This is a genomic window from Tabrizicola piscis, assembly GCF_003940805.1.
GTDB lineage: Bacteria > Pseudomonadota > Alphaproteobacteria > Rhodobacterales > Rhodobacteraceae > Tabrizicola > Tabrizicola piscis.
Genome location: NZ_CP034328.1, coordinates 3,107,703 through 3,123,303, shown reverse-complemented (window position 1 = coordinate 3,123,303; position 15,601 = coordinate 3,107,703). Strand labels below are relative to the sequence as shown.

At 59.6% G+C, this 15,601-nt stretch carries 15 protein-coding genes; 4 read left to right on the top strand and 11 right to left on the bottom strand.

Annotation, left to right across the window (positions count from 1 at the left end; translation table 11 throughout):
* Positions 1-85: 85 nt before the first annotated feature.
* The 3 genes from EI545_RS15135 (at position 86) to EI545_RS15125 (ending at position 4,138) form a co-directional block, all read left to right on the top strand.
* The gene (locus tag EI545_RS15135) at positions 86-1,018 is read left to right on the top strand and encodes a LysR substrate-binding domain-containing protein (protein ID WP_125326243.1); all 933 of its coding nucleotides are present in this window, start codon (positions 86-88) and stop codon (positions 1,016-1,018) included.
* 109 nt (positions 1,019-1,127) lie between these two features.
* Complete coding sequence (locus tag EI545_RS15130) at positions 1,128-2,072, top strand: LysR family transcriptional regulator (RefSeq protein ID WP_125326242.1); 945 nt, start codon at positions 1,128-1,130, stop codon at positions 2,070-2,072.
* 305 nt (positions 2,073-2,377) lie between these two features.
* Positions 2,378-4,138, top strand: coding sequence for an FAD-dependent oxidoreductase (locus EI545_RS15125; RefSeq protein ID WP_125326241.1), 1,761 nt, complete (start codon positions 2,378-2,380; stop codon positions 4,136-4,138).
* Between the two features lie 144 nt (positions 4,139-4,282).
* On the opposite strand, the gene EI545_RS15120 is transcribed toward EI545_RS15125, so the two are convergent.
* The 11 genes from EI545_RS15120 to EI545_RS15070 form a co-directional block, all read right to left on the bottom strand.
* Entirely contained in the window at positions 4,283-5,251 is a 969-nt protein-coding gene (locus tag EI545_RS15120; RefSeq protein ID WP_125326240.1) for a PDR/VanB family oxidoreductase, read from the bottom strand.
* Between the two features lie 190 nt (positions 5,252-5,441).
* A complete protein-coding gene (locus tag EI545_RS15115) occupies positions 5,442-6,134 on the bottom strand; it encodes a deiodinase-like protein (protein ID WP_125326239.1) in 693 nt (230 codons plus the stop codon).
* A 29-nt stretch (positions 6,135-6,163) separates the two neighbouring features.
* Positions 6,164-6,637, bottom strand: coding sequence for a hypothetical protein (locus EI545_RS15110; RefSeq protein WP_125326238.1), 474 nt, complete (start codon positions 6,635-6,637; stop codon positions 6,164-6,166).
* 29 nt (positions 6,638-6,666) lie between these two features.
* A complete protein-coding gene (locus EI545_RS15105; protein ID WP_125326237.1) occupies positions 6,667-7,188 on the bottom strand; it encodes a redoxin domain-containing protein in 522 nt (173 codons plus the stop codon).
* Between the two features lie 11 nt (positions 7,189-7,199).
* Complete coding sequence (locus tag EI545_RS15100; RefSeq protein ID WP_125326236.1) at positions 7,200-7,973, bottom strand: carboxymuconolactone decarboxylase family protein; 774 nt, start codon at positions 7,971-7,973, stop codon at positions 7,200-7,202.
* Positions 7,974-7,981: 8 nt separating this feature from the next.
* Complete coding sequence (locus tag EI545_RS15095) at positions 7,982-8,287, bottom strand: YciI family protein (RefSeq protein WP_125326235.1); 306 nt, start codon at positions 8,285-8,287, stop codon at positions 7,982-7,984.
* A 190-nt stretch (positions 8,288-8,477) separates the two neighbouring features.
* A complete protein-coding gene (locus EI545_RS15090) occupies positions 8,478-8,837 on the bottom strand; it encodes a hypothetical protein (protein WP_125326234.1) in 360 nt (119 codons plus the stop codon).
* Positions 8,838-8,890: 53 nt separating this feature from the next.
* On the bottom strand, positions 8,891-10,015 hold the full coding sequence (locus EI545_RS15085; protein ID WP_125326233.1) for an OmpP1/FadL family transporter: 1,125 nt from the start codon (positions 10,013-10,015) through the stop codon (positions 8,891-8,893).
* Positions 10,016-10,156: 141 nt separating this feature from the next.
* Positions 10,157-11,539, bottom strand: a complete 1,383-nt coding sequence (locus EI545_RS15080) for a Rieske 2Fe-2S domain-containing protein (RefSeq protein ID WP_125326232.1) — start codon at positions 11,537-11,539, stop codon at positions 10,157-10,159.
* 287 nt (positions 11,540-11,826) lie between these two features.
* Positions 11,827-12,606 carry a chlorocatechol 1,2-dioxygenase gene (locus tag EI545_RS15075; protein WP_125326231.1) on the bottom strand — a complete coding sequence of 260 codons (780 nt, stop codon included), beginning with the start codon at positions 12,604-12,606 and terminating at the stop codon, positions 11,827-11,829.
* A gap of 535 nt (positions 12,607-13,141) precedes the next feature.
* Positions 13,142-14,041 carry an MBL fold metallo-hydrolase gene (locus EI545_RS15070; protein WP_125326230.1) on the bottom strand — a complete coding sequence of 300 codons (900 nt, stop codon included), beginning with the start codon at positions 14,039-14,041 and terminating at the stop codon, positions 13,142-13,144.
* A gap of 324 nt (positions 14,042-14,365) precedes the next feature.
* Between EI545_RS15070 and ychF the strand changes: the two genes are divergently transcribed.
* Positions 14,366-15,463, top strand: coding sequence for a redox-regulated ATPase YchF (ychF, locus tag EI545_RS15065; protein ID WP_125326229.1), 1,098 nt, complete (start codon positions 14,366-14,368; stop codon positions 15,461-15,463).
* The last annotated feature ends 138 nt before the right edge of the window (positions 15,464-15,601 follow it).

The following is a 15,601-nucleotide window of genomic DNA, read 5'->3' as shown; positions in this document are numbered from 1 at the left end:
CCGAACCTCCCCGCGACATCGCTTGGATATCTTGCAAGAAAGTGAAATAAAAATGAGAAAATCGGATTTTGCATGAGTAAAAATCATGGACTTGCTGGCATCAATTACGCTGAAGCATCTGCGCTGCTTCGTTGAGACCTATCACACGCACAGCGTCGCTGATGCGGCCGAGGCTTTGGGGATTACCCAATCCGCTGCCAGCCGAAGAATTACGGATCTGGAAACCCTGCTGGCCACGCAGCTGTTCACGCGGGCCGGGCGTCGGCTGGTGCCAAACGTCACGGCGGGCCTGCTGTTGCGCCATGCAGAGGCGGCATTGCAGAAACTTGGCACCGGGCTTGATTTGATTGCCGGGGCCGGCGGGCCTGCGCGACCGACGCTGGTCGTCGGCGCTTTGCCGACCGTTGCCGCTACACTTGTGCCACAAGCCGTGCTGCAGCTTCGCGCTGCTGTTCCCGACCTGCTGATCAGGATCGAGACGGGGTCCGGCGACCAGCTTCTTCCGCGCTTGCGCAGCGGGCATCTGGACGGTGTCGTGGGGCGGATGGCAGCGGTTGAACACATGGCGGGTCTGCGGTTCGACCCGCTGTTCATGGATCGTCTGGCCTTCGTCGCCCGCGTGGGGCATCCCCTGAGCCATGGCAAGTTTCCTGCAAGCGCGCTGTCCCGCTTCCCCGTCATAATGCCGCCCGAGCAGGCCGTGATCCGCCCGGTGGTTGATCGCTTTCTAGCGGCCCGGGGAATTGGTCTGCCCGATGACCGGATCGAGACCACCGCCGAAGCCGTCGCAACGGCAATCCTGCGCGAAACCGACGCGATCTGGATCATCTCACGTGGGGTGGCCGAGGCGGCAGTGGCTGAAGGCCGGTTGGTTTTTCTGCCCGTCGATACAACAGACACGATCGGGTCCATCGGCTTGATGCAACGCAGCGATCCCCCCGCGCCCGAGATGATTGCCTTCGCCGACTGCTTGCGCAGTTCGGTCATGCAAAGGGATCGCCACATGCCATTTGCCTAGGCCGCGCCTGTCGTTTGACACTTGCTGGTCGCGACCCGGCCCCTTGATTACCGCGGCAGCCGCATTACCGTAGACTGCGGCTTGCAGGCATTGCTGATACCGAAGGGGTATGGATTTGGAATTCAGGCAGTTGAAATACTTCATCGCTGTCGCCGAAGAGGGCAACATCGGACGCGCGGCGCAACGCCTGAACATATCGCAGCCGCCGATCAGCCGACAGATCCAGGCCTTGGAGCATGAGCTTGGAGCAGCCCTGTTCATCCGAACGCCCAAAGGCGTTGACCTGACCGAGGCGGGCCGCGTCTTTTACGCCGACGCGCAGAAAGTGCTGTCGCAGGCAAAGAACGCTGTCGACCGCACCCGCGCCGCCGAGCGGGGGGAATTGGGCAGGCTTGATATCGCGTTCTTTGGGTCGACCGTCTACCAGACCGTGCCGCTTTTGCTGCGCGCCTTTCACCGGGCGCAGCCGCAGATCGAAGTGTCGCTGACCCGCATGGGCAAGGCGGATCAGGTCAACGCCCTGCGCGATGGACGTATCCATATCGGGTTCGGACGTTACTACAATCAGGCCAGCGGACTTGCGATTGAGCTGATCTCACGCGAGCCGCTTTATGCGGCGATTCCGGCGGACCTTGCTCTTGGTACGCAGGACGAGGTTCGTCTTGCCGATCTGGCGCATTTGCCTGTCGTCCTCTTTCCGGCAGGGGATCGCCCAAGTTTTGCGGATGAGATCATAAGCCTGTTCCGCGGCGCGAAGGTCGAATTCGAAGTGGACAGCATTGCCACAGATTCAACGGCGGCGCTTGCCCTTGTCGCCAGCGGGACACGGTGCACGATCGTGCCTGAAGCCATTGCAAAACTGCAGTTTCCCGCCCTGAACTGTGTGCCGATCAAGGATTGCAGGACGCTTGCACCCAGTTCCTGCATCTATCTGGAAGACGATCAGCGCCCCGTGCTCAAGGAATTCCTGAAAGTTCTCAGAAGTGTTTCCCTTTCCGCGGCAGCCAATGCGGAAGGCGCATCGCCTGGCGGTTTCAAAGGTATTGGAGCGTAAGGGCGGCCGTCGTCTAGCCTTTATCCCGAGGATGCGATCTTTGGGAGGAGAGCTATGCAGAGGCGCTTGACGGCGACCCGCAGGATACTGCGCAGCCGGTATCCATCCGTGGCTTAGATGACGCGGTGCATTCCAACCAACGTTGGCGCTTCGGCCATGGGCAAGACATCCACGTCTGATTGATCCGCCTGTTTGCGCTGCACCCTCGTCCCGCCACCACTGCTCAAGACACAACGCCACGACCAAAGGTCGACCGTCGGATGTTCGGGCGGCGATCTGATATGACTGTCAGGGAGGAACAAGACATGTCCGCACGCTACGAAACCGAGGTTTTGATCATCGGCTCCGGCCCATCCGGTTCCTCAGCCGCAGCCTTGTTGGCAAGATACGGGATCAAGACCCTTTTGGTGAACAAATACGGATGGACAGCGCCAACGCCGCGCGCGCACATCACGAACCAGCGCACGATGGAGGTGATCCGCGATCTGGGGCTTGAGGACGAGGCCAAGAAATACGGCGTTTCCAACGACTTGATGGGCGAGAACACCATCTGCGCCAGCCTTGCGGGCGAAGAGTTCGGGCGGATCAAGACCTGGGGCACCGATGTGCGCCGCCGCGCAGATTACGACGAGGCCTCGCCCACCTCGATGTGCGACCTGCCCCAGAACCTTCTGGAGCCGATCTTTGTCCGCTCCTCGGCGCTGGATGGCGGCAAGGTCCGCTTTGACACCGAGTATCTGTCGCATGAGCAGGACAGCAGCGGGGTGACGGCCACCTTGCGGGATCGGCTGACCGGTCAGACGTTTGAGGTGCGGGCGAAATACATGATCGGGTGTGACGGCGCCAATTCGAAAGTCCTGGAAGATCTTGACCTGCCGCTGGAAGGCGAGATGGGCAAGTCAGGCTCGATCAACATGCTGTTTGAGGCTGATCTTTCCAAGTTCGTCGCCCACCGGCCATCGGTCCTTTACTGGGTGATCCAGCCCGGGTCAGACATCGGCGGCCTTGGCATCGGGGTCGTTCGCATGGTGCGCCCCTGGAACAAGTGGCTGGCAATCTGGGGCTACGACGTCGAGAAGGGCCCGCCCGAACTTAACGAAGCTTTTGCCACGAAGATCGTCCACAAGCTGATCGGCGATGACAGCGTTCCGGTCAGGATCGAGGGCACTTCGACATGGACGGTCAACGACATGTACGCGACGCATCTGCAGAAGGGCCGGGTGTTCTGTGCCGGCGATGCGATCCACCGCCACCCACCCACCAATGGGTTGGGGTCGAACACATCGATCCAGGACAGTTTCAACCTGTGCTGGAAAATCGCCATGGTGTTGCGCGGGCAGGCCGATGAACGTCTGCTGGAAACCTACTCTGTCGAGCGCGCACCTGTGGCAAGGCAGATCGTCAAGCGTGCCAACAAGTCGTTGAAGGACTTTCCGCCCATTGCCGTCGCCTTGGGGTTGCCGCAGGCAAAAAGCATCGATGAGATGTATGCCAACATGGCCAAACGCAAGGACTCCACGCCAGAGGCCGAAAAGCAGCGCGCCCAGCTTCGGGCGGCCATTGCGGGGACGGACTACGTCTACAACGCCCACGGCGTTGAGATGAACCAGCGATATGACAGCGCCGCAATCGTTTCGGACGGTTCCGCACCCGAAGTGTTCAAGGATGAAGAGCTTTATCATCAGGCATCGTCCCGGCCAGGCGCTCCGGTCCCGCATGTCTGGGTCTACCACTCCAGTGGGCATCGCGTTTCGACCAAGGACCTTTGTGGCAAAGGCCGATTTACCTTGCTGACGGGATTGGGCGGTGAAGGGTGGCACACAGCAGCGAAAGCCGTCCGCGAGGCTTTGGGGGTTGAGATTGACGTGCATGTCATCGGGCCAGGCCAGGCGCTTGAGGATCACTATGGTGAGTTTGCCAAAGTGCGGGGGACCACGGACAGCGGCGCGCTTCTTGTCCGGCCCGATTTCCACGTGGCTTTCCGGGCGCAGGAATATGACAGCAATGCTCAAACCGCCCTTGTCCAAGCGGCATCGCGGATCTTGGGCCGTACTTTTGTTCACTGAAGGCACGCTTACGGACGATCCAAGCGCCTGTGGTCGGATCGTCAGAGGCAGCGGTGTTCCCGGCAGGTGGATGCGGTGAAAAGAAAGGCCCCCGGTTGACGGGGGCCTTTTTGCATCGTGTTCACCGCACAGTCGGCGGGATCGTCATCCGAAATCGATCACCAAACGCGATCCCGGCGCGCCGCGCGACACGCAAACGGCGATGGATGTGTTGTTCTGCTGCTCATCCGGATAGAGGCAGGTGTCACGATGAATGACCTCTCCGCTTGCCAGAAGCGGCATGATGCAAGTCCCGCAAACACCCTCCAAGCACGACTTCGGCACTTCGTAGCCGTGATCAGCCAATGTCTCGAGCAGGGACTTGTCACCGGGCACTGTCAGAACGGGTCCGTCCACCCGAAGCTGGACTTCAAAGGCGCCCATCTGATCCTCGCTCAGCGGCTCCAGATTGGCCTTGAACCTTTCCTGATGGAAACGGCCAGGCGCCAGAACTGCACAGGCCTTTTCGGCTGCATCAAGGAAAGCTGTCGGCCCACAAGCGTAAACCTGATCGTTCTTGGTCACAGTTGCGACGAGGGCACCGATATCCAGCCGGCATCCACCCTCGACCTCATCAAAATACCACTGAAAATTCGCTGCAATCGGCTCAGCCTTGATCTCTTCCATGAAGGGCGCACGCTCGGGCTTGCGCGCGCAGGCATAGACAAGATAGTCGGCCCCACGGGCCTCCAGCGCGCGGGCCATGGCCAGGATCGGCGTGATACCGATCCCGCCAGCCAGAAGAAGATACCGACCATGGCCCGGATGCAGCGCAAAGTTGTTCCGCGGCGAAGAGATGCGGACTGTATCACCCACCTGCACTGTGTCGCACATCTCCACCGAGCCGCCGCGCCCGTTCGGGTCGCGCAGCACCCCGATCTCATAGCGCTCATTGCCGTGGTTCGGACGGGTCAACGAGTATTGGCGCACCAACCCCGAGGGGAGATGCACGTCGACATGCGCACCGGCGTCACAGGCGGGCAGCTGCTGGTCGATACCGGCAAAACGGAAAGCGTAGGTGTCTTGTGCGACAATCGCCTTGGCGACAACGCGGACAGTCAGGGTGTCAGTCATGTCTTCTCCTTGAAGCGCGCCCTCATCCGCCAGAGTGCCGCGTCAGGCATGACGGTCGGCCCTGAGGGCTGGATGAGGGGCTTGTGCAGATGCCGCGGCACCGTGTGACGCGCCGACCCGTATGCGTCAGGGCAGACAGGCGACACACAGCGCACCGCCAACCGCCCTTTCAGACAGGCGGCGCTGTCGTTTACATGTTGCCCGCTTTCCGATGGCTCATGATCAGGCGCGGCAGGCCGGTGACAAAATCGAAAAACGCGACCCAGCCCCCCATCATGAGGGTCCTGACCGACAGCAGTGAGAACGGAGGCCGCGCATCAAGTTCGCGCTTTATCAGTTTCTGTTCTTCCGAAATGGCCTGAAGGACGTCCACGATCTGTGGCGCGTTGTTCCAGATGCTGCGGAACAGGATCGTGCCGTCAGTGCCGATGACATAGATGGAGTTGGGCTTGGAGCCGTAGGCCTGGTGGCCAGTGCCATCGATATTGTCGACAAGGGTCAGACGCTCTTCCGCGTGTTTGGTGCAGGACATCTTGGCAGCCGCAATCTTGTCTTCGATGGTTTCATGCTGACCGACGCGCTCACCCGGGTGGGCCTCACGGACGTATAGAATCGCAAAGTTCAGTCCAGGGTACTGACTTGGCATCGGCTTCATTTCACGCGCGCTTCGCGCGTACATCGGGCAAGTCATGCTGCCAATCTCAAGCACCAACGGCTTGCCGCCGACGTAGTCCGAAAGTTTCCGCGCCACACCGTCGAATGTGAAGACGTCTGCATCAAAGAAGGACTCTCCGACGTTCAAGCCGTGAAACACCGAAAAGTCATACTCCTCGGGCGTGAAATGTTTGTAGTTGTAGGTTCGATTCAGGCCGGTATCACGCATTTGATGATCCTTGGTTTCAGGTAGAAGTCCTAAAGGACGAGAAAGCACATCTGTGCGGCAAGACCGCTTGCCATGCTCAACAGACCGCGATGATGAAGCAGTGCCAGTGCACCCAGACCGTCCCGCACCCGGCCAATTCCTGCATCGGAAGCGACAAGATCAACGCCTTCAATGCCTTGTTTCAACGCAAGCATGATCAGGATCTGCTGACCGGCAAAGATCAGCAGAACGGCCAACGCAAGTGCGGCAAAGCCGGACTGAAAGACCTGCAGGACCAGAAGACAGATCAAGCTTATCACCGTGGTGATCATTGTCGGCGGCAACAGGTGGATCACGCGCTTCAGTTGCGAGTGAATTGTTCGGACCATCCCGTCGGGCACATCGACAGCGCGCGGCTGCCACATGAGTTTCCAGACCGGCTTTTCGATCAGCGACAAGACAAGGAAGATCCCTATGGCAAAGCCAAACAGCGCGGTGATCAGACTGGGCGTCAGCTGTTGCATTGACGGGAAACCTTTCCTGACGATCCGTTTCAGGCACGGTCGCCGCGGGGCGGATAGTTGCGTGCCTTGGCTGCATCCAGGCCTTCCAGCCAGTCAGGCCAATGCGCGCGGCCGAAAGGGGTTGACCCAAGAGAGACAGCGAACAGGACACCGTCAGGCCTTACAAAAAAGGTTCCCGGCTCATAGAACGGCTTTGGTTCATTCGGGGTGATCGGGTTCGAAATGAACAGGCCCCAAGCTCGGGCTGTTGCCTCGTCAAGGTCATAGCCCAATGGCAATGCGTCGATCCCCCATTTGTCTTTCGCGGTTTGCGCGCGATCCTGCGGGTCGGCCGAAACGGCCACGACATTCACACCACGTTCGGCCATGCGCGGCATGACCGAGTTCAAGCCCAGAATGTGGCGGTGGCATCGCGGGCAATGAAGGCCACGGTACACCTCCACAAGCGTCAGATAGCCCGGCTTGCTTTGCGTGATGTCAAAGACTTGCCCGCCCAACAGCGGGAAGGTCAGGGATGGAACCGGTTGACCGGGTATCAAAGTGGTCGGCATCGTCTTCGTCCTTAGTTTCGGTCGGCGACTGCGCCGCTGACGGTATTCATTGCGCCGATTGCGGCAGGGAAGCCGCAAAAGGGCGCGGTCTGGATGACAATCTCGACAATCTCGGGCGAGGTGAAACCATGGCTTATGGCGGTTCTCGCGAACTTGTTGAGGGAAGCTGAGGCGACCGGCAGGCTTGCCATTGCCGCCATCGCGCAGAAAAGCCTGTGGCGCAGATCAAGACCTGGACGCCGCCAGATCACCCCATAGCCATAAGAGGCTGCGATCTCATAAAGATCGGCCATATGCTTCCGGCTTGGGTCTGAATATCCCTTGTTCTGCAAGTCACCGTGCAGTTTGGCGCGCATTGTCGCCGACAAGTCTGCGAAATTCGCACTACAGTCAGTCCCAGTGCTGTCGACCTGGCCCAAGTTTGCAGCTTTGAAGGCAAGCTCCACATTCGGGGTACCTGCGTAGAGGACGCACTGCAGAAAGACTTCCGAAATCTGGGTCTTTGTGAGCCCTGCGTCCTGCGCGCCTTTTGCAAGCACGCCGAGCTTTTCCGTTTGGCCCAGAACGCAGGCCGCGCTTAGCCAGACAATGAACCGCTCCTGCAGGGTAAGTTGATCGCGGGACTTTATCATCCCCAGCTCCAGCTCTTCCATGCAGGAGCGGATTCCTGCCGGGACCGAAGCGCGTTCATGGGCGTCGGTCCCGAACGTTTGCATCGCCTCCGCCGCGATGGCGCGCAATTCGGTCCTGGACGTCCTGCGCTTTGTTATTGCCTCATCAGTCATTCGGGCACTCAAACCTCTGAGCTTTCGGGGGCACCGATAGCCCACTTCCAAGGACGCACATCGCTGGATTGGAACAATCCGCCGGATGCGAAGGGATCACCGTCCCGAAACCGCTCGGCGGCGGCGACATCATCGGCGGACACGATCAGCAGAGAGCCAATCATCTCGCCATTATCCTCGTTAATGAATGGGCCAGCCAGAACCAGCTTCACCCCTTCGTGGGGCGTCCTTAGGTATTCGATATGCTTGGGCCGCAAATCTGTCCGAAGCCAGTTCCGGCCCGGATGGTCAATGTTCGTGATCGCGTAGTGCATAGCCGCTCCGTCGGGATGGAAGATGCTTGGTTTACCTTGAAACCAATGCATGTTCTGAAAAAGTACCGTTTGGTCTGCGCATCCATACGGTTTTGGTATCAAGCCACAGCATTGATTTCTGGCTTGCTGACGCGGTGGCATATCCTCGCGGCCCAAGCACGAGGATATGCCGCCAGCGGATCTTGTGCGCTTAGGAGTCAGGCAGCACTTTCATCAAGGGGCCACCCTCAAGACGGTAGCCATCCTTTTCCCGGGTGATGAGCGAGCAGCGCTCCTCACCGTTGTTGAAGCTTTGCCATTTCATGCAAAGTTCCGGCCCGTTCATCCGCCAGTTTCCGGTGTCGTCCATTATGGTCGACTCCATCGCAGCGCTGCCGTTCCCTTCCAGCTTGATCTTGATGGTCATTCCCATCCGCTTTCCCTGAATGGTCTTCCCGATCAGGGCCTCCTCGACCTCACTTGCAGTGAGCGGTGCAGCGATGGCCGGTGAACTGGCAGCAGCGGCAATGGCCACACCCAGGCCAACTATGAACTTACTGAGCACTTTCATGATTTCTCCTCTCCACTTGTTTCTCTTTTGTTGAGACAGGGGCTGCGCTACGCTTAGAAGTAGTAGCCAATCTTCAGGAAGACGCCGTCCGCGCTGTTGTTTTCAAAGGTCCCGCCGTTTGCCGTCGTCGCGTCCTCAAACCAGATTTTGCTGTAGCCAGCCTGCAGGACAGTGTCGTCGTTCAGGGCGTACCGCATGCCGAAAAGAAGGCCGTAGGAATCCTCGAAGGGGGTAAGCCCGGGTTTGGGGCTTTCGCCGCCTGTGCGATATTCTGCGACAACGGTCACTGCGAGGTTGTCCGTCACAAGGCGACCGAAACCCAGACCGAAGATCTGGCTGTTGACGAATTGCGTCGGGTTCAAGCCGTTGAACGTGATGTCCGCCTCGGACCATTCTGCCCAACGATAACGGGCGAACATCTGGTTGCGGCCGTCTCCGATCGGCAATTTGGTCAGAAAGGTCAGCGTCAACGACTGCGGTGTCCGGTGGATTGTGTCCTGCGCCATAGCCTCACCGGCGGTGACGGGGATAAGCGTAATGCCAAGTGGTGACGTGGGGTCTGCAATTGCCGCAATGCCACTGTTGCGCGGTACGGTAGTGTTGGAGTGTTCAACGGCAGACCGATATTCAGCCGAAAACAAAAGCCGCTGCTCGGGGATTTCGAAGGCATAGCCAAGCGAATACCCAAGCTCGTAGCTGCTTTCGAAATCGAATTGAACGCCGCCCCGCCGCAGATAGCCGGAATATTCCTGAAGCCGTAGGGACCCAAAGACGCTGTGGCGGTCGTTAAGTTTGTAGCGCCCGAAAAGTGCCAGTTCGTTCGCACCGAACTCTCCCCCAGTTCCTCGGGCAAATGGCGGGGACAGGGGCGGCGTATTGTCAGGATACTGTGCCGTCAGCCCATAGGGTTGGGAGTAGCGCAGGCCAAGCGAGAAACGGTCATTGATGTCCGTTTTGATCGCAAATTGCGGAATGGCGAAGTTGTCCGAGATGTTGCCGGTCGGAATACTTTCGCCTGGGGTGGCGAAACTGCCGGTAATGTCCGGTCTCAGGAACGCGGACCCCAGCTCGACGTAGCCACCCGGTTCGAACATGAAAAGGTTGTCCGGCACGTTCCGGTCGAAACCCTCGGCATGTGCGCCGGTTGCAAGTACAGCGGTGGTCAGCGCATAGGCCAACTTGGTCTTGAAGATGTGGTTCACGTTCCCCTCCCTGTGATTTGTGACCCTGCCCGGTCCAGGTCTTGTGACGGGCCCGATAGGGGCCCGTCCGGCGTTCATGCCGCCATCACCACGCAGTCGCGGGCGAGGCGCCCGCGCTTAGGCCGGAGCGACGCGCAGTTTCGGTGCCCGGTGCACAAGCGGATCCAGCCCCATCTCGGCGCGGAGTTTCATTTCCGCCTTGTGGGCGTCCTTCATCATCTGCCGGACCTTCACGACCGCCCGGTCTGTCCTGGCCAGTTGCTCCTGATCCCAGCGCACGACCCGGCCCTGAGACATCTGCATGGGAGCATCACCACCGACGAAACAGGCCATGCCTGGCAGAGCATCAGATTGAAGCGCACGCGTCAGGACGGTCTTGATCATCTTGGCGCCCATGACACCGGCCTTCTTGTCGTTGATCGAGCCGATCAACCAACCTTTGAAGGAGCCGACATCTTCGGGGACGAACCAGAAATACAGTCCGTTGACCTTGCCCTCCATGAACTCCTCGCCGTGGTGGACGAGGTTGGGCATGAACCAGCGGATGTCATCGATGGCCTTTTCCCCGCCATGATCGCCGACGTCGCGCAGATGGGCGTAGATCCCGTCGCCCGGCAGTTGCTCAAAGGCGACGCCGCCGCCCATCTTCTGATCGCCAAACAGGTAGCAGGTCCGATGCAGGCAGCCGACATGCGTCATGTCGACGGTGTTATCCAACTGGTTGAGGTGGCTGTAGGGCACCGTCATCGTGTTGCGGATGCGCGTACCGGGCGCAAATACCTCGCGCGCGTGCGGCATCGAGTCGAGGAAAGGTTTCGGCTCCTTGACCCCCATGTAGACGAAGATCACCCCGCCGACCTCTTCGGCCGGATAGGCCTTTGCCTTCACCTTGGCGCAGGCTGGAGAGTCCGCGCCGTCAGCCAGGAAGGCAACGCAGTTGCCTTTTCCATCGAATGTCATGCCGTGATAGCGGCAAGTGATCGTGCCCACTTCCCACACGTTCGTCTGTCCAAGCGAGAGCAGAGGCCCCCGATGCGGACAGCGGTTCTCAAGCGCATTCGGGGAACCATCGCCATTGCGGAACAGAACGATGTTGTCACCCAACAGCTTGATCGCCTTGGATTCATTGTGCTTCAACTCATCCGACATCAGCGCCGGGTACCAATATTCCCGAAGGCCCCAGAACGGGATCTCGTCCTGAAATGCCTCGATGTAGTCCCAGGGAACTTCCTGCAGGCTTTCCGGCTTGTCTGCTGTGCCGTAGGGCCGCTTGTACCAATCCGCCATGAAGCTGGCTTCTGAGGAAAGCTCGCGCAGTTCGGGTTTGCTGTTTATTGCTTTCTTGGGGCCACTCAGCCCGGGAATGATGGCAATGGTGTTGGCCAGCTTTCTCCAGGCATAGTGCTTCAGGTCGTAACGGAGCCGACGAATGTACGATGTCGTCGGGACAGCCCTGCCGAACTTGTCTTCGGGCTCCAGTGCTTCTTTGACGAAAGACATGACGTTTCCTTTGCGTGCGTGTTAGCTCTCTCGTCGGCGCATACGGACCCGTGCGAGCCCTTGGGCTGCAGCATTTATGTCCATATGGAGAAGAGGCTTTGGTGGGGTCTAAAGAGTGTTCCCAGCCCGGCACTGTGGTCTGAAGCTGACCTTCTGGGGGAGGCGCAGCCACGAGACGACCAACACACAGTCAGTCGGTGGGGATTAACCCGGGTCGTGGCGCTTACGCAGTGCCGAGCTGAGAACGAGGGTCTCTCGGGGCGCATCAGCCCCGAGAGCTAACCATGTCACTCTGCCGCTTGGACAAGCGTCTGGGCGGGCTCGAGTTGGAAGTCGACTTCCATCACCCGGACACCATCCTCATAAGCCTCGGCAACGATGAACTCATCACCACCACCTTCGCAGCAGTCGTCGTGGACGTAGTCGCCGCCTTCGAAATACGCTTGGCGGATCACGTCACGCAGACCTTCTGCCTGCACCCAGTAGTGGATGTGGGCCGGACGCCAGGAGTGAACACCCATGTATTCTTCCAGCAGCTGGCCGGTCGGGCCCTTGTTCGGGACCTGATAGGGAACCGGGATGATCGAGCGGACTTCGTAGCGACCTTCGCTGTCGGTCTTGATCTTGCCGCGGTAGTATTTCTTGTCGAGGTTCCCGTGACGCTCGATCCCGGAATAGCGGCCATCCGGCGTCGAATGCCAGACGTCGATCACCGCACCGGCCACAGGCGTGCCCGACATGTCCACGACCTTGCCACGCATCACCATACGCGGCATCGCTTTGTGCTCTTCCTCGATTGCGATCTCGTGATCAACGAAGGGGACGTTCGGCACAAAGTAGGGACCCTGGATATCGGCCTTCGAACCCTTGCGCGACTCGTTCTCGATCTGGACGATGGTCGTGTTGAAGAACAGGTCGAGCATCAGCGGGATCTCTCCGGCGGCCTGCGTCTTTGCGAGGTGCATGAAGCCTGCACGATACTCTGCAAAGGTCACCTTGTTCCGGCGCAGCACGTCGCGGACAGCTTCGACGATCTCGGTCGCCACAGTTTTTGCTCTTTGGTTCATAGTTCCCTCCCGTGGATCTGATGACTTGGTACGCTTCGATACCATAGTTCCCCGTGACGGTATCTACGAGTACCGGACCCAGCCAATACTTTTATGGAAGGCTGCCGATACGAAGTTTGCATCAAGACGCACCGTTGCAGTCGGTTTGGGTATCGACGGTAATTTTTATAAAAATCAGTGCTTTGGCATCTTTCGGCTCGTTCCAAGCTGGGCGGAATGCATCAATACCTGCTGGGTAAGGTACCTTCCCCAGGCAGCGGCTGACGAAAATGCCGCACCTGCAACTCGGGCGCAGAAACGTCAGTCAGGGAATCAGGCGACGGCTCGCCTTGTGGCGAAAGACAATGCCGCAGAAGGTTCAGGAACATCCTCAGACGCCGGGATTCACCTCGGCTGTCATGCGGTCAGTCGGCCCTGCAGGCACTTTGAGCGACATAGTGTGGTGTATGATGACTGTGGAGTGCCAGCTCGACCGTGATCAGGCCAGAAGGAGCGTTTCCACATCAGCCCTATAGGAATTGGGTGCAGCGACGGGTCAGACGACGGGGACGAACCGAAACCCTTCGCGATGCGCAACAGCACGCCCCGCACATTCCCCTGGGAAATGGTTGCAGAACATCACTGTCTCATCGGCTGCATATTTTGCAAGCTTCGACGACCTGATGGCGGCGGCAGCGGCGGGGTCCGCACAGAACAGCGTGGAACATTGCGGTGCAGCCATCTGGACAGGGCTGTGCATGAGATCTGCGTTGAAAGCCGCGACGACGCGGTGGCCCTTGCGATACTCAAGGCCAATCATGCCGGGTGAATGCCCCGAGAGGTCAACCACGAACAGTCCCGGAGCGATTTCGGCTTCAGGTACAGTTGTTTCAAACAGCCCTGCATCAAGGACAGGGGCGACACTGTCCTGGAATGAGGTCGACATATAGGCGAATTTTTCGTGATTTTCCCGCCAGTACTCCAGTTCCTTCTGGCTTGCCAGATGCGTGGCGCCAGGAAAGGTCGGCAGCCAGCCCTTTGGCGATTTGCGTGTCAGCCAGCCAGTATGGTCCACGTGGAGATGGGTCAGAAAGACAGTGTCAATATCTTCGGGCGACAGTCCCGCCTGCCCAAGATGGTTCAGCCAGTCGGATTTCTGCTCATGCCAATCCGGGCGCGTCGGGAAATTTCCGTCCTCGCCCACCGCGCAGTCCACAAGAATGACGCGATCTTCCAGTTGGATCACAAACGAGCTGTAGGCCATGACCATCCGGCCTGTGCCCATGTCGAGGTAGTCAGGGGCCAGCCAATCAGCGTGGTCCCCTACTGTCGCTTCGGGCAGGCCAATCAGCATCTCGACGGGCTGTCGAGTAAGGCCGACCGAGTCGACCAACGCATGAACCTTCATATTCCCCAATGCCTTGGGTGTCATGCGTGGCAACGAGCCGGTGGTCATGGTGAATTCCCGTACGCTTTTGGCGCAGGATAGGTTCGACCGCGCGCGTCATGCCAATACCAATTCCACGGTCCCGCGATACCCAACCAGCATGGTTTGGCCCGGGCTTGGTTGCACAGGCTGTCAGGGGTGGCCCACCGTATTGACAGGCGGGTAGTCGAACCACGCCATGCAGTCTCCTCCACACGGTAGCGTGGATGATGTCCGTACCGATGCTTCCATATACGCGTCATTCGCGACCGTCTGGCAGACGAAATCAACGGGCGCCGCTTGATCCCCGACCCGGTGCCGCATAGAAGCGCCACGTCGCCACTGGAGGGTATCATGGGTTTCAAGATGGGCATCGTCGGGCTGCCGAACGTGGGCAAGTCCACCCTCTTCAACGCGCTGACCCGAACGGCGGCGGCACAGGCGGCGAATTTCCCGTTCTGCACCATCGAACCGAACGTGGGCGAAGTTGCCGTCCCCGACCCCCGCTTGGAAAAGCTGGCGGCGATTGCGGGGTCCAAGCAGATCATCCCGACGCGGATGACCTTTGTAGATATCGCGGGCCTTGTGCGGGGGGCTTCGAAGGGCGAAGGCCTGGGCAACCAGTTCCTGGCCAACATCCGGGAATGCGATGCCATCGCCCATGTGCTGCGTTGCTTTGAAGACGGCGACATCACCCATGTGGAAGGCCGGATCGACCCGGTCGCCGATGCCGAGACCATTGAGACCGAACTGATGCTTGCTGATCTGGAGTCGGTCGAACGTCGGCTGGCGGGCCTTGCCCGCAAGATCAAGGGCGGCGACAAGGACGCGGCAGATCAGGATCGGCTGCTGCGTCAGGCCCTTGTGGCGCTGGAGGCGGGCAAGCCGGCGCGAACGGTTCAGGTCGCGGAGGACGATCAGCGGCAATGGCGGCTGCTGCAGTTGCTGACCTCGAAGCCGGTGCTGTACGTCTGCAACGTCGAGGAAGCCTCGGCAGCGTCGGGCAACTCCCAGTCGGCCCGCGTTGCCGAGATGGCCGCAAAGCAGGGCGCGGCTTCGGTGGTGATCAGCGCCCGGATCGAGGAAGAGATCAGTCAGTTGGCCGAAGACGAGGCCGCGATGTTCCTTGAAGAGATGGGCCTTCATGAAGCGGGGCTCGACCGGCTTATCAAGGCAGGCTACGTCCTTCTGGGGTTGCAGACCTATTTCACCGTGGGACCAAAAGAGGCCCGCGCGTGGACGATCCTGAAAGGCACGCTGGCGCCTCAGGCGGCCGGCGTCATCCATGGCGACTTCGAAAAGGGCTTCATCCGCGCCGAAACCGTAGCCTACCACGACTACGTCGCCGGAGGCGGCGAGAGCGGCGCCAAGGAAGCCGGCAAGTTCCGGGTGGAAGGAAAAACCTACGAGGTCAAGGACGGCGACGTGCTGCACTTCCTGTTCAGCGGCTAACTGTCATGCCCTGACATGCGTCGGCTCTTGCTGCTCGGTGAGCTGGTTCGACATGCCCATGATCATCAGCCTGTGACCCTCGCAGGTTCAAGTTGTTCCAGTCCGAGTAGGGGTCGGGGCGGCCACCGGACCGGTTCT

Excerpts from the sequence above, each read along its gene's own strand:
- EI545_RS15135 (WP_125326243.1), top strand. The coding sequence starts at position 86 with ATGGACTTGCTGGCATCAATTACGCTGAAGCATCTGCGCTGCTTCGTT.
- EI545_RS15130 (WP_125326242.1), top strand. The coding sequence starts at position 1,128 with ATGGATTTGGAATTCAGGCAGTTGAAATACTTCATCGCTGTCGCCGAA.
- EI545_RS15125 (WP_125326241.1), top strand. The coding sequence starts at position 2,378 with ATGTCCGCACGCTACGAAACCGAGGTTTTGATCATCGGCTCCGGCCCA.
- EI545_RS15120 (WP_125326240.1), bottom strand. The coding sequence starts at position 5,251 with ATGACTGACACCCTGACTGTCCGCGTTGTCGCCAAGGCGATTGTCGCA.
- EI545_RS15115 (WP_125326239.1), bottom strand. The coding sequence starts at position 6,134 with ATGCGTGATACCGGCCTGAATCGAACCTACAACTACAAACATTTCACG.
- EI545_RS15110 (WP_125326238.1), bottom strand. The coding sequence starts at position 6,637 with ATGCAACAGCTGACGCCCAGTCTGATCACCGCGCTGTTTGGCTTTGCC.
- EI545_RS15105 (WP_125326237.1), bottom strand. The coding sequence starts at position 7,188 with ATGCCGACCACTTTGATACCCGGTCAACCGGTTCCATCCCTGACCTTC.
- EI545_RS15100 (WP_125326236.1), bottom strand. The coding sequence starts at position 7,973 with ATGACTGATGAGGCAATAACAAAGCGCAGGACGTCCAGGACCGAATTG.
- EI545_RS15095 (WP_125326235.1), bottom strand. The coding sequence starts at position 8,287 with ATGCACTACGCGATCACGAACATTGACCATCCGGGCCGGAACTGGCTT.
- EI545_RS15090 (WP_125326234.1), bottom strand. The coding sequence starts at position 8,837 with ATGAAAGTGCTCAGTAAGTTCATAGTTGGCCTGGGTGTGGCCATTGCC.
- EI545_RS15080 (WP_125326232.1), bottom strand. The coding sequence starts at position 11,539 with ATGTCTTTCGTCAAAGAAGCACTGGAGCCCGAAGACAAGTTCGGCAGG.
- EI545_RS15075 (WP_125326231.1), bottom strand. The coding sequence starts at position 12,606 with ATGAACCAAAGAGCAAAAACTGTGGCGACCGAGATCGTCGAAGCTGTC.
- EI545_RS15070 (WP_125326230.1), bottom strand. The coding sequence starts at position 14,041 with ATGACCACCGGCTCGTTGCCACGCATGACACCCAAGGCATTGGGGAAT.
- ychF (WP_125326229.1), top strand. The coding sequence starts at position 14,366 with ATGGGTTTCAAGATGGGCATCGTCGGGCTGCCGAACGTGGGCAAGTCC.